Source organism: Kitasatospora griseola, assembly GCF_044999035.1.
Taxonomy (GTDB): Bacteria; Actinomycetota; Actinomycetes; order Streptomycetales; family Streptomycetaceae; genus Kitasatospora; species Kitasatospora griseola.
In genome coordinates this window covers 7,483,858-7,497,174 of the sequence record NZ_CP173360.1, presented here as the reverse complement: position 1 = coordinate 7,497,174, position 13,317 = coordinate 7,483,858, and the positions used below count along the sequence as shown (strand labels likewise).

The 13,317-nt window shown below is 66.0% G+C and carries 8 protein-coding genes and 3 rRNA genes; 3 read left to right on the top strand and 8 right to left on the bottom strand.

The window, feature by feature from the left end; genetic code table 11:
- The first annotated feature begins 27 nt into the window (after positions 1-27).
- Positions 28-927, top strand: a complete 900-nt coding sequence (ligD, locus tag ACI1MP_RS33855; protein ID WP_404870348.1) for a non-homologous end-joining DNA ligase — start codon at positions 28-30, stop codon at positions 925-927.
- A 134-nt stretch (positions 928-1,061) separates the two neighbouring features.
- Here the strand turns inward: ligD and ACI1MP_RS33850 are convergent, their stop codons facing one another.
- Together ACI1MP_RS33850 and ACI1MP_RS33845 are read right to left on the bottom strand one after the other, a co-directional pair.
- Positions 1,062-1,970: a GNAT family N-acetyltransferase gene (locus ACI1MP_RS33850; RefSeq protein ID WP_404870347.1), complete on the bottom strand. Its 909-nt coding sequence runs from the start codon at positions 1,968-1,970 to the stop codon at positions 1,062-1,064.
- Positions 1,971-2,257: 287 nt separating this feature from the next.
- A complete protein-coding gene (locus tag ACI1MP_RS33845; protein WP_380338324.1) occupies positions 2,258-3,019 on the bottom strand; it encodes an alpha/beta fold hydrolase in 762 nt (253 codons plus the stop codon).
- A 109-nt stretch (positions 3,020-3,128) separates the two neighbouring features.
- Here ACI1MP_RS33845 and ACI1MP_RS33840 point away from each other — a divergent pair, with 109 nt between their 5' ends.
- A complete protein-coding gene (locus ACI1MP_RS33840; protein WP_380338327.1) occupies positions 3,129-3,920 on the top strand; it encodes a DNA-formamidopyrimidine glycosylase family protein in 792 nt (263 codons plus the stop codon).
- 73 nt (positions 3,921-3,993) lie between these two features.
- On the opposite strand, the gene ACI1MP_RS33835 is transcribed toward ACI1MP_RS33840, so the two are convergent.
- Positions 3,994-4,260, bottom strand: coding sequence for a hypothetical protein (locus ACI1MP_RS33835; protein WP_404870346.1), 267 nt, complete (start codon positions 4,258-4,260; stop codon positions 3,994-3,996).
- 10 nt (positions 4,261-4,270) lie between these two features.
- On the opposite strand from ACI1MP_RS33835, the gene ACI1MP_RS33830 reads away from it, so the two are divergent.
- Positions 4,271-5,971: an alkaline phosphatase family protein gene (locus tag ACI1MP_RS33830; protein WP_404870345.1), complete on the top strand. Its 1,701-nt coding sequence runs from the start codon at positions 4,271-4,273 to the stop codon at positions 5,969-5,971.
- 19 nt (positions 5,972-5,990) lie between these two features.
- Here the strand turns inward: ACI1MP_RS33830 and ACI1MP_RS33825 are convergent, their stop codons facing one another.
- The 5 genes from ACI1MP_RS33825 to ACI1MP_RS33805 all read right to left on the bottom strand — a co-directional run bounded on the left by ACI1MP_RS33825 (position 5,991) and on the right by ACI1MP_RS33805 (position 13,253).
- The gene (locus ACI1MP_RS33825) at positions 5,991-6,092 is read right to left on the bottom strand and encodes a hypothetical protein (RefSeq protein ID WP_404870344.1); all 102 of its coding nucleotides are present in this window, start codon (positions 6,090-6,092) and stop codon (positions 5,991-5,993) included.
- Between the two features lie 473 nt (positions 6,093-6,565).
- Positions 6,566-6,682 (bottom strand): 5S ribosomal RNA (gene rrf, locus ACI1MP_RS33820).
- A gap of 92 nt (positions 6,683-6,774) precedes the next feature.
- Positions 6,775-9,880 (bottom strand): 23S ribosomal RNA (locus ACI1MP_RS33815).
- Positions 9,881-10,160: 280 nt separating this feature from the next.
- Positions 10,161-11,677: ribosomal RNA gene (locus tag ACI1MP_RS33810) — 16S ribosomal RNA — on the bottom strand.
- The 16S, 23S and 5S rRNA genes sit together here, the layout of an rRNA operon.
- 619 nt (positions 11,678-12,296) lie before the next feature.
- Positions 12,297-13,253 carry an acyl-ACP desaturase gene (locus ACI1MP_RS33805; protein ID WP_380337422.1) on the bottom strand — a complete coding sequence of 319 codons (957 nt, stop codon included), beginning with the start codon at positions 13,251-13,253 and terminating at the stop codon, positions 12,297-12,299.
- Between the last annotated feature and the right edge of the window lie 64 nt (positions 13,254-13,317).

The following is a 13,317-nucleotide window of genomic DNA, read 5'->3' as shown; positions in this document are numbered from 1 at the left end:
GGCCCTTTCGCGGGGATTTCCCACGGTATGCCCGAGCGACAGGTCACGGAAGTCGAGGGCCGCCGCCTGGTCCTCTCCCATCTCGACAAGGTCCTGTGGCCCGCCACCGGATGGACCAAGGGCGAAGCGCTCTACTACTACGCGCAGATCGCCCCCGCAATGCTGCCGCACCTGCGCGGCCGCGCCGCCAGCTTTCTGCGCTTCCCCTCCGGGATCGGCGAGGAGGGGTTCTTCGCCAAGAACCCGCCACCCGGTCTGCCCGCCTGGGTGCACACGGTGACCGCACCCAGCCACGAAGGACCGAAGCAGCGCGTCGCCGTGGACGACCTGCCGACACTGATGACCGTCGCCAACGGTTACGCCCTGGAGCTGCACGTCCCGCAGTGGACCGCCGAGAGCGGACCCGACGCCCACGACCGCCTGGTCGTCGACCTCGACCCCGGACCCGGCGCCGACCTCACCCACTGCTGCCAGGTCGCCCTGCTGATCCGTGAAGCCCTTGCCGCCGACGGCCTGGTCTGCTGGCCCAAGACCTCCGGCAGCAAGGGACTGCACCTCTATGCCGCGCTGCGCCCAGCCCCCGCCCGGCAGGTCGGCGACTACGCGCGCGCCCTCGCCGAACGCCTCGCCCGTGAGCACCCCGCCCTGGTCGTGTCCCGGATGACCAAGGCGCTGCGCCGGGGAAAGGTGTTCGTCGACTGGTCGCAGAACGCGACGGCGAAGACCACCGCCGCGCCCTACACCCTCCGCGCCACCAGCATCCCCGGGGTGTCGGCCCCGGTGAGCTGGAGCGAGGTCGAGCAGTGCACCGATCCGGCCGAGCTGACCTTCAGCCCGGAGGAGGTGCTCGACCGGTTCGCCGAACAGGGCGACCTGCTGGCCGATCTGCTCAGCGACGACCAGGCGCTGCCGGACCGCGACGGCTGATCCGAGCGGTCGATCGACAGGGGTGGCCGACCGGCCCGGACGGCCTGCTTACTGTGGGGCCGTGGACGTGTGGGCTCGCAGACCCGTGGGCCTGTTGGTCCGTGGGCCCGGCGGGCGCGGGCGGTGATGCGGTGTCAGGACGTGGCGGTCTCCGCGGCGGGTTCGGCGATCAGGGCGGTGGCGATGCGGCGGAAGCCGACGCTCTCGTAGATCCGGGCCACGGCGTCGTCGCTCGCGGACAGGAAGAGCGTGCGTATCCCGGTGGCCCGGGCGTGCTCGACCAGGTGTGCGGTGACTCGGCGCGCCAGGCCCTGCCGTCGCAGGGACGGGAGCGTCGCCACCGCGACGATCTCGCTGACCTCGCCGACCGGCTGGTGGCAGCCGGAGGCGGTGGCCTGACCGTCCGGCCCGACCGTCGCGGCGATGACGGTGCGGCCGGCTTCCATCCGCCCGATCATCCGCGTCACCAGACCGTCGGCTATCCCCGTCCTGGTTGCCTCGGCCAGCTGCTCCAAGCCGGCCTCGCCGACCGTGGTGCCGGGCTCGGCGAAAGCGAGGTGCGGGACGGCGACGGCGCTCGGCAGCAGCGGGTCGTCGATCGTCAGCACTCGGACCTCCGGGCCGTCCTCCGCCGCCGGGGCGGCAGTCGACGGGCCGTCGAGCTCCAGAACCAGCAGCGGGTGCTCGTGCACCTCCAGACCGGAAGCCTCGACTGCGGCGCGGAGACCCGGCGAAGTCTCGTGCACCCACTCGAAGCTCTCCGGTGCGCCCAACTCGCGCTGGCGGGCCCGGACCAGGTCGACGTCGGCCACGGTGAACGGCCCGTTGCCGCCCAGGGTCGGGCGCCCGTAGTAGTGCCAGCCCGGCCCCGTGCGGACGAACAGGGTGAGCGGGCCGTGTTCCTCGGCGGTCGCGGAGAACCGGGGAACGGCGTCGTAGAACTCTTCGAGCCGGGCCAGGACGGCCGACGGCCCGCCGGCCTCCCCCTCAGGGGTGGGGGTGACGTCGGTGTCGTGCAGGGTGTTGCGCATCGTGCCGTCCAAGGGTGTGGTGCGTCCTCTCGTGGAGGTTGATCATGCGGAATCAAATCAGCGCGATCGGACGCGTGCATCCGTTTTTTCGAACCCTTCGCATGGCCCGTTCGATCCGACTGGCCGGTGTGGTTGTCCAATGCCGAATCGGTTCTGCGATGCGGCGATTGGCCAGGTGGGGTGCGAAAGCGAGGTGTAGGGGCCTCCCACGGGTGGCTGCGAGCGGGCTCCGAGGTCCGAACAGAATGCAGGAGTTCACCCGAGGGAGGGAATTCGGATAGTGCGCCGCTGACGTGCCGTCAGGCCTTCCACACCTCGGCGAGGTGGGAGATCAGCAGCTCTGCCACCTCGGCCGGGCGCTCAAGAGCGGGCAGGTGGCCGGCCCAGGGGAGTTCGCGATACTCGCCGGCCGGCAGCACAGCCGCCGTGTCGGCGGCGATCCGGCGGAAGTCGTCCACGTCGTGCCGGCCGCCGAAGACCAGTGCGGGGGCGACGGCGTTGCGCAGGTCCACCTCGATCTCGGTCGGGTGGATCTCCTCCTCGGGCGCGAGCTGCACCTCGTACGCGTGGCGCTGCATCAGCCTGACCTTGGCCTTGGCGGCCTCGTCCGCGTCCGGCCCGAGCCAGGTGTCCACCATCAGCTCGACCGCCTCGTCCAGCCGGCCGGACTCGACCAGGTCGACCTCCCGCTCGCCCAGCTCCACCAGCTCGGCGCTCGGTTCGTGCGTCGAACTGCCCGGGCAGAGCAGCGTCAACGAGTGCACCCGCTCCGGGCGCAGGGCCGCGAACTGGGCGGCCACGTTGCCGCCGAAGGAGGCGCCGACGAGGGAGACCCGGTCGATGCCGAGCTCGTCGAGCAGCTCTTCCAGGTCGGTCAGGTTGCTGTACGGCGCGTCGGCGCAGGGGGTCTCCCCGAAACCGCGGAAGTCGCACCGCACGACTCGGTACCCGGCCTCGCGCAGCGCGTCCCACTGGCCGTCCCACATCCGCCGGTCGCAGACGGAGGAGTGCAGCAGCAGTACGGCGGGGCCGGTGCCGGCCACCTCGTGAGTGATCGTCATCGAGCCAACCTAGAACAGCGGCGTGCCGCCCGACCAGGGAATTTCCTGTCGGCAGACGGGTGGGGGCAGGCCGGGACGCGGTGTCCGCGGCGGGCGGCATGATGGGGGAGTGCCCGAAGGAGACAGCATCTACCTGGTCGCCACCCAGCTCAACCACGCGCTCGCCGGCGGGGTCCTGACGGTGGCGGACCTGCGCGTGCCCGCCCACGCCACCGCCGACCTCACCGGCCGCCGGGTACTGGAGACGGTGCCGCGCGGCAAACACCTGCTGACCAGGTTCGAGGGCGGCGTGACGCTCCACACCCACCTGCGGATGGACGGTCGCTGGCAGGTGTTCCGGCCCGGCGAACGCTGGCGCAGCGGGCCCGCGTTCCAGATCCGGGCGATCCTCGGCACCGAACAGGGCACCGCGGTCGGCTACCGGCTGCCCGTGGTGCAACTGCTGCGCACCGCCGAGGAAGCCCGGGTGGTCGGCCACCTCGGCCCCGACCTGCTCGGCCCCGACTGGGACGTCGCAGAGGTCCGCCGCCGTCTGCTCGCCGCCCCGCAACGCCCGGTCGGAGCGGCGCTGTTGGACCAGCGGAACCTGGCAGGCATCGGCAACGTGTACGCCAACGAACTCAGCTTCCTGGCCGGAGTCACCCCGTGGCTGCCGGTCGCCGAACTGCCGGACCTGGACCGGCTGCTGCACCGGGCGCACCAGCTGTTGGACGCCAACAAGCTGCGGCACGGCCACATCACCACCGGCGACACCCGGCCCGGCTGCCAGAACTGGGTGTACGGCCGGGCCCGCCGCAACTGCGTGCGCTGCGGCACACCGATCCGGACCGGCACCCACGCACAGGACCGCACCGCGTACTGGTGCCCGCGCTGCCAGCGCGGTCCGGCGCCGACCGGCTGACAGCGCCGGTCGATCGTCGGTGCCGGGCGGCGGTCGGTTGTTGCCGCTGTCGGGCGCGGGCGGCTGAGGGGTGTCAGTCCTGCTCGACCAGGGCCGGGTGGCGGGGGTCGTCCACCCGGACGGTGAGGTCGGCGAGCGCGGCCGGGTCGGTCTCGGTGCGGTAGCGCTCGTGGGCGGACAGTGTCCAGTGCTGGTCGGCGGGCGTGCGGCGGGCGAGCGCGGCGGAGGACTGGGTGAGGTGCACGGTCAGTTCGAACGGCAGCCAGCGGCCGAGCAGGAACGGTCCGTCCAGCAGCAGCACGCCGCGCGGCGGCAGCTCCTCCTCGACCGTCCTCGACACCCAGAGCAGCATGCTGTGCGTCGGCCAGGCCTCCTACGCGCAGGGCCAGGCCGTGGTCGCCTCCTACGGCACCGGCCGGGTCGCCGCGACCAACTGGATCGGCATCTACCCCGACAACGGCCAGCAGCCGGGCGGGAGTCCGGCACTCGCCTGGGCCTACGCGCCGAACGGGACCGGCTCGGTGTCCCTCGCCACCGACGCGCTCGCCCCGGGCGCCTACCTGGCCGACTACCTCTACAGCGGCGGCTACACCGCGCTCACCCGCCCCGCCCGCTTCTCCGTCACCGCGCCCGGGACCACAGGCAGCGCCAACCTGATCGTCAACGGGGACGCCGAGTGCGCCGACGCCTCCGTCAGCGGCTACGACGGCGTGACGCTCCCGGGCTGGCAGGCCGTCGGCGTGCCGACCGCCGTCGCCTACGGCGCGCCGAACGGCTTCCCGTCGACCGGCACCCCCGGGCCGGGCAACCGCGGCAACGCCTTCTTCTCCGGCGGCCCGGTCGGCAGCTCCACGCTCTCGCAGACCGCCGACGTGTCGGCGGCGGCCGACCGGATCGACGCCGGTGGGGTGACCTACAACCTCTCGGGCTGGCTGGGCGGTTACGCCGTGGAGAACTCCACCGCCACCCTCACCGCCACGTTCCGGGGCGGCTCCGGCGCGTCCCTCGGCACCACCCGGATCGGGCCGGTCAGCGCCACCGACCGCGGTCTGGCCACCGCCCTGCTCCAGCGCACCGCCACCGGCACGCTGCCCGCCGGCACCCGCAGCATCGCCGTCGTCCTGCAGCTGACCCGCGAGTCGAGCCGCACCGGCACCGCGTACAACGACGCCTACGCCGACAACCTGTCGCTGACCATATCGGCCGCCGTCCCCGCCCCCGCCCTGCCGGCCCCGGTCGCGTCCCAAGTGCCGTCGCTGGACCACGTGTTCTTCGTGATGCTGGAGAACAGGTCCTACGACCAGGTGATCGGCAGCTCCACCGCGCCCTACCTGAACCAGCTGGCGAACAGCGGCGTCACGCTCACCCAGTCCTACGGCGTCGTCCACCCCAGCGACCCCAACTACCTTGCGGTGTCCGGGGGTTCCACCTTCGGCCGGACCGACAACCCCTACCCGGCGCTGACCGGCGCGCTCACCTCGCCGCACCTCGGCAACCTGGTCGAGCAGGCCGGCCGGACCTGGCGCGGCTACGTCGAGGACATGAAGTCGCCCTGCAACCTGAGCTCCAACGGCAACTACGACGCGGACAACATCCCGTTCGTCTACTTCAAGGACGTCACCGGAGACGCGGCCCGCTGCCAGGACAAGCTGCAGCCGATCACCCGGCTCTGGTCCGACCTCCAATCCACCGCCACCACCCCTGACTTCGTCTGGTTCGAACCCAACAGCTGCAACACCATGCACAACTGCGACGTCGCCACCGGCGACACCTGGATGCGGACCAACCTCCCGAAGCTGTTCGCCTCCCCCGCCTGGACGCAGCAGCGTTCCGTGCTCGTCATCACCTTCGACGAGGACGACAACAACCACGGCCAGCGCATCCCCACCATCGTCACGAGCTCGCCCGGCCTCACCAAGCCCGGCTACCGCTCCCCCGCCCCGTACAACCACTACAGCATCCTGCGCACCGTCGAACAGGGCCTGGGCCTCCCCGGCCGCCTGACCCAGAACGACCAGTTCGCCACCCCGCTCAACGACATCTGGAACTGACGCAGTACCCCGGCCCCGATCAGCGGCCGGGCACGTCCAGCACCTCCACCGTCCCCCCGGCCGCGACTCCGCCCGGGGGGACGACCGCCAGGGCGTCGGCGAGGGCCAGGCCGCGGAGCACGGCGGGCCGTCGAACGGCGAGGGGCAGGGGCGGTGCCCGCCGTGAGCGTCACCGGGAGGAGGCGGTTGTCGTGCGGGTGGCCGAGGCGAGCGGCCGCGGAGTCGACCGGCAGGCGGGCGTCCGTCTCGGTGAGCGCGCGGTGCAGGAAGTCCGCCGGCCCGACGGCGGTGCCGCCGACAGACCCACCGCGCCAACCTCCGGAGAGCGAACCCTGACGCCGCCCCTGGCCGCCCTCGGCTTCGTCCTCCCGCCAGTCGCCCCGCTCTCGGCACCACCTCAAGGAGCAGGACGGTGCCTTCCCTGTCGCCCCCGCCCAGCTGAGCGCCGAGGAGTGGGAGGCCGTCGGAGCAGTACCCGCCCGGGTCGGCCCGGCCCGTTTCGTCCCCGCAGGTCGGAGCCCCACGTCTCCGGATTCCTCCGGGAACGCGAAAAAGCCCCCCGCCGTAAAGGCGAGGGGCTTTCCCTGAATAATTGTTCGGCGGCGTCCTACTCTCCCACAGGGTCCCCCCTGCAGTACCATCGGCGCTGTGAGGCTTAGCTTCCGGGTTCGGAATGTAACCGGGCGTTTCCCTCACGCTATGACCACCGAAACACTATGAAACTGTCGAACCGGACCCGACCCGATCAACGGGACAGGGTTCTGTTCGTGGTTTCAGAACCAACACAGTGGACGCGAGCAACTGAGGACAAGCCCTCGGCCTATTAGTACCGGTCAACTCCACCCCTCACAGGGCTTCCATATCCGGCCTATCAACCCAGTCGTCTACTGGGAGCCTTACCCTCTCAAGGAGGTGGGAGTGCTCATCTCGAAGCAGGCTTCCCGCTTAGATGCTTTCAGCGGTTATCCCTCCCGAACGTAGCCAACCAGCCATGCCCTTGGCAGGACAACTGGCACACCAGAGGTTCGTCCGTCCCGGTCCTCTCGTACTAGGGACAGCCCTTCTCAACACTCCTACGCGCACAGCGGATAGGGACCGAACTGTCTCACGACGTTCTAAACCCAGCTCGCGTACCGCTTTAATGGGCGAACAGCCCAACCCTTGGGACCTACTCCAGCCCCAGGATGCGACGAGCCGACATCGAGGTGCCAAACCATCCCGTCGATATGGACTCTTGGGGAAGATCAGCCTGTTATCCCCGGGGTACCTTTTATCCGTTGAGCGACGGCGCTTCCACAAGCCACCGCCGGATCACTAGTCCCTACTTTCGTACCTGCTCGACCCGTCAGTCTCACAGTCAAGCTCCCTTGTGCACTTACACTCAACACCTGATTGCCAACCAGGCTGAGGGAACCTTTGGGCGCCTCCGTTACTCTTTAGGAGGCAACCGCCCCAGTTAAACTACCCACCAGACACTGTCCCTGATCCGGATCACGGACCCAGGTTAGACATCCAGCACGACCAGAGTGGTATTTCAACGGCGACTCCACCATGACTGGCGTCACGGCTTCAAAGTCTCCCACCTATCCTACACAAGCCGAACCGAACACCAATATCAAGCTATAGTAAAGGTCCCGGGGTCTTTCCGTCCTGCTGCGCGAAACGAGCATCTTTACTCGTAATGCAATTTCACCGGGCCTGTGGTTGAGACAGTCGAGAAGTCGTTACGCCATTCGTGCAGGTCGGAACTTACCCGACAAGGAATTTCGCTACCTTAGGATGGTTATAGTTACCACCGCCGTTTACTGGCGCTTAAGTTCTCAGCTTCGCCCGACCGAAATCGGACTAACCGGTCCCCTTAACGTTCCAGCACCGGGCAGGCGTCAGTCCGTATACATCGCCTTACGGCTTCGCACGGACCTGTGTTTTTAGTAAACAGTCGCTTCTCGCTGGTCTCTGCGGCCACCACCAGCTCAAGGAGCAAGTCCCATCACCAGCAATGGCCCCCCTTCTCCCGAAGTTACGGGGGCATTTTGCCGAGTTCCTTAACCACAGTTCACCCGAACGCCTCGGTATTCTCTACCTGACCACCTGAGTCGGTTTGGGGTACGGGCCGCCATGAAACTCGCTAGAGGCTTTTCTCGACAGCATAGGATCATCCACTTCACCACAATCGGCTCGGCATCAGGTCTCAGCCTTGATGTGAGGCGGATTTGCCTACCTCACGGCCTACACCCTTACCCCGGGACTACCACCGCCCGGGCTGGACTACCTTCCTGCGTCACCCCATCGCTCACCTACTACCCCGTTGGGTCACCGGCTCCACCACGTCCCATTGTCCGAAGACTCCGGGCCGGCTTCACGGGCTTAGCATCAAGAGGTTCAGCGTTGGCGCTTCAAAGCGGGTACGGGAATATCAACCCGTTGTCCATCGACTACGCCTGTCGGCCTCGCCTTAGGTCCCGACTTACCCTGGGCAGATCAGCTTGACCCAGGAACCCTTGGTCAATCGGCGCAAGAGTTTCCCACTCTTGTATCGCTACTCATGCCTGCATTCTCACTCGTGAACCGTCCACAACTCGATTCCTCGGCTGCTTCACCCGGCACACGACGCTCCCCTACCCATCACAGCCTCCGTTGGGAGTATTGCTGCAATGACACGACTTCGGTGATGTGCTTGAGCCCCGCTACATTGTCGGCGCGGAATCACTTGACCAGTGAGCTATTACGCACTCTTTCAAGGGTGGCTGCTTCTAAGCCAACCTCCTGGTTGTCTCTGCGACTCCACATCCTTTCCCACTTAGCACACGCTTAGGGACCTTAGTCGGTGTTCTGGGCTGTTTCCCTCTCGACCATGGAGCTTATCCCCCACAGTCTCACTGCCGTGCTCTCACTTACCGGCATTCGGAGTTTGGCTAAGGTCAGTAACCCGGTGAGGCCCATCGCCTATCCAGTGCTCTACCTCCGGCAAGAAACACACGACGCTGCACCTAAATGCATTTCGGGGAGAACCAGCTATCACGGAGTTTGATTGGCCTTTCACCCCTAACCACAGGTCATCCCCCAGGTTTTCAACCCTGGTGGGTTCGGTCCTCCACACGGTCTTACCCGCGCTTCAACCTGCCCATGGCTAGATCACTCCGCTTCGGGTCTTGGGCATGCAACTCAAACGCCCTGTTCGGACTCGCTTTCGCTACGGCTACCCCACACGGGTTAACCTCGCTACACACCGCAAACTCGCAGGCTCATTCTTCAAAAGGCACGCAGTCACAGCCCGAAGGCTGCCCCCACGGCTTGTAGGCACACGGTTTCAGGTACTATTTCACTCCGCTCCCGCGGTACTTTTCACCATTCCCTCACGGTACTATCCGCTATCGGTCACCAGGGAATATTTAGGCTTAGCGGGTGGTCCCGCCAGATTCACACGGGATTTCTCGGGCCCCGTGCTACTTGGGAGAAGCTCAAGCGAGCCGTACAGATTTCGTCTACGGGGGTCTTACCCTCTACGCCGGACCTTTCGCATGTCCTTCGACTACCCATACGGTTTCTGACTCGCCCAGCCGCCGGCAGACGACTGAAGAACTTTCCCACAACCCCAACATGGCAACCCCTGCCGGGTCTCACACCATGCCGGTTTGGCCTCATCCGGTTTCGCTCGCCACTACTCCCGGAATCACGGTTGTTTTCTCTTCCTGCGGGTACTGAGATGTTTCACTTCCCCGCGTTCCCTCCACACTGCCTATGTGTTCAGCAGCGGGTGACAGCCCATGACGACTGCCGGGTTTCCCCATTCGGACACCCCCGGATCAAAGCTCGGTTGACAGCTCCCCGGGGCCTATCGCGGCCTCCCACGTCCTTCATCGGTTCCTGGTGCCAAGGCATCCACCGTGCGCCCTTAAAAACTTGGCCACAGATGCTCGCGTCCACTGTGCAGTTCTCAAACAACGACCAGACACCCAAACTCGGCAACCCTTGCGGGCGCCTCGCATGAGGCCGGCATCCCAGAAGAAACGATCACTCGTTCCCTCAGGACCCAACAACGTGCCCGACACACCCGACTCCGAACCCGCGTTCCACGCCCCCAAGAGGGCAGTACTTGCGGTCATCACCGTGTGTGCCGAATAGTCAACGTTCCACCCATGAGCAACCGTGCGAGACATTCGCTCGCAAGCGGCTATGTGCTCCTTAGAAAGGAGGTGATCCAGCCGCACCTTCCGGTACGGCTACCTTGTTACGACTTCGTCCCAATCGCTGGTCCCACCTTCGACGGCTCCTCCCCTTACGGGTTAGGCCACCGGCTTCGGGTGTTACCGACTTTCGTGACGTGACGGGCGGTGTGTACAAGGCCCGGGAACGTATTCACCGCAGCATGCTGATCTGCGATTACTAGCAACTCCAACTTCATGGGGTCGAGTTGCAGACCCCAATCCGAACTGAGACCGGCTTTTTGGGATTCGCTCCGCCTCACGGCATCGCAGCCCTTTGTACCGGCCATTGTAGCACGTGTGCAGCCCAAGACATAAGGGGCATGATGATTTGACGTCGTCCCCACCTTCCTCCGAGTTGACCCCGGCAGTCTCCTGTGAGTCCCCGACATTACTCGCTGGCAACACAGAACAAGGGTTGCGCTCGTTGCGGGACTTAACCCAACATCTCACGACACGAGCTGACGACAACCATGCACCACCTGTACACCGACCACAAGGGGGCTGATATCTCTACCAGTTTCCGGTGTATGTCAAGCCTTGGTAAGGTTCTTCGCGTTGCGTCGAATTAAGCCACATGCTCCGCTGCTTGTGCGGGCCCCCGTCAATTCCTTTGAGTTTTAGCCTTGCGGCCGTACTCCCCAGGCGGGGAACTTAATGCGTTAGCTGCGGCACCGACGACGTGGAATGTCGCCAACACCTAGTTCCCAACGTTTACGGCGTGGACTACCAGGGTATCTAATCCTGTTCGCTCCCCACGCTTTCGCTCCTCAGCGTCAGTAATGGCCCAGAGATCCGCCTTCGCCACCGGTGTTCCTCCTGATATCTGCGCATTTCACCGCTACACCAGGAATTCCGATCTCCCCTACCACACTCTAGCCTGCCCGTATCGAATGCAGACCCGGGGTTAAGCCCCGGGCTTTCACATCCGACGCGACAGGCCGCCTACGAGCTCTTTACGCCCAATAATTCCGGACAACGCTCGCACCCTACGTATTACCGCGGCTGCTGGCACGTAGTTAGCCGGTGCTTCTTCTGCAGGTACCGTCACTTGCGCTTCTTCCCTGCTGAAAGAGGTTTACAACCCGAAGGCCGTCATCCCTCACGCGGCGTCGCTGCATCAGGCTTTCGCCCATTGTGCAATATTCCCCACTGCTGCCTCCCGTAGGAGTCTGGGCCGTGTCTCAGTCCCAGTGTGGCCGGTCGCCCTCTCAGGCCGGCTACCCGTCGTCGCCTTGGTAGGCCATTACCCCACCAACAAGCTGATAGGCCGCGGGATCATCCTGCACCGCCGGAGCTTTCCACCCACTCCCATGCAGGAGCAGGTCATATCCGGTATTAGACCTCGTTTCCAAGGCTTGTCCCAGAGTGCAGGGCAGATTTCCCACGTGTTACTCACCCGTTCGCCACTGATCCACCCCGAAGGGCTTCACCGTTCGACTTGCATGTGTTAAGCACGCCGCCAGCGTTCGTCCTGAGCCAGGATCAAACTCTCCGTGAATGCTTCCACGAAAGAGCGGCACAGCAACCACCGGAATAAGGCGGTCCTGCGCACTGCGTCCTCGCTAGTGATACTTCATAAAGGAATCTCCAACCGATCCATAAGGACCGGCCGGGGATGTCAACATATCTGGCGTTGACTTTTGGCACGCTGTTGAGTTCTCAAGGAACGGACACTTCCTTCAGGCGGCCTTCCGACCGGCCCTCCGGGCGCTTCGTTCTTTCGTGTTTCCAGCTTATCAGATGTTTTCCGCTCCGTTTTCCGGAGTTTCGATCCGACTTGCTGTTCGTCTTCCCGACCTGACGGCCCGTCCGACGTTTCAAACTCTAGCCGATCCCCGCTCCGAAAAGCGAATCCGCCGCAATCTCCGAAAACACGCACAGCAAATACGAACGGAGACGCGAAAAGGACGCGACCCGGCACGGATCAACTGGGTGGTTCTTGAGGATTGGCCGCCCCGGGACCGTCCACACAGATGCGTGTCCGGTGCTCCCTGCCGAGCGACTGGTGAACAGTACTCCAACTCCGTGCCCGACACAAACACCCCTGCTGGTCACCGGCGCCCGCGGCCTCCGCCGGCGGTCGCGGGCAGAGGCTGCAGGTGTCGGAGGCGTCGGCGTCAGCCCCTGGCCGCGGCCCGCCGGGCGCGGATCGCCGCCTGCCGTTCGTCGAATCGGGTCGCCTGGGCGGTCAGGCCGTCGAGCATCAGGCCGAGCTCCATCTGGGCCCTGACCCCGTCCGGGCCCAGGCCGCCCATTTCCATCACCTTGAGGTGGCGCAGTACGGGGAGCAGCACGTCGTCGAGGTGGACGCGGAGGTTGTAGACGCCGTCGATGGCGATCCGCGCGGCTGCTCGTTCGAAGCCGGGCATGCCGTGGCCGGGCATGCGGAAGTTGGTCACCACCTCGTTGACGGCCTGCATCGTCTGGTCGGGGGCGAGTTCGAACGAGGCCTTGAGCAGGTTCCGGTAGAAGATCATGTGCAGGTTCTCGTCGTTGGCGACCTGCGCCAGCATCCGGTCGCAGACGGGGTCGCCGGAGGCGTGTCCGGTGTTGCGGTGGGAGATGCGGGTGGCCAGCTCCTGGAACGCGACGTAGGCGACGGTGTGGAGCGGCGAGTGCCGGTTGTCGGAGACGAAACCGTTCTGCATGTGGGTCATCCGGGCCCGCTCCAGCTCCACCGGGTCGACGGCGCGGGAGGCGATCAGGTAGTCGCGCAGCACCATCGAGTGCCGCGCCTCTTCTGCTGTCCACTGGTGCACCCAGGTGCCCCAGGCCCCGTCCCGGCCGAACAGGGTCGCGATCTCGTGGTGGTAGCTGGGCAGGTTGTCCTCCGTCAGCAGGTTCACCACCAGCGAGACCCGGCCGACCTCGGTCAGCGGCGACTGCTCGACCGACCACGCCTCGCCGCCGAGCGGCCCGTCGAAGTCCCGACCCCGACTCCAGGGCACGTACTCGTGCGGCATCCACTCCTTGAAGACCTGCAGGTGGCGGTTGAGCTCGCGCTCGACCACCTCCTCCAGGGCCTCCAGAAGTCGGGCGTCGGTCCACCGGGCGTGGGAGGAGGTGCTGCTCACGGGTTCAACTCTCGATCGACGAACAAACCTACGGTCCCGTAGGTAACGCCACCGTAGGTTCGCC

What these genes read in the sequence shown, in the direction of transcription:
- ACI1MP_RS33845 (WP_380338324.1), bottom strand. Translation starts at nt 3,019, where the DNA reads ATGACGATCACTCACGAGGTGGCCGGCACCGGCCCCGCCGTACTGCTG.
- ACI1MP_RS33830 (WP_404870345.1), top strand. Translation starts at nt 4,271, where the DNA reads ATGCTGTGCGTCGGCCAGGCCTCCTACGCGCAGGGCCAGGCCGTGGTC.
- ligD (WP_404870348.1), top strand. Translation starts at nt 28, where the DNA reads ATGCCCGAGCGACAGGTCACGGAAGTCGAGGGCCGCCGCCTGGTCCTC.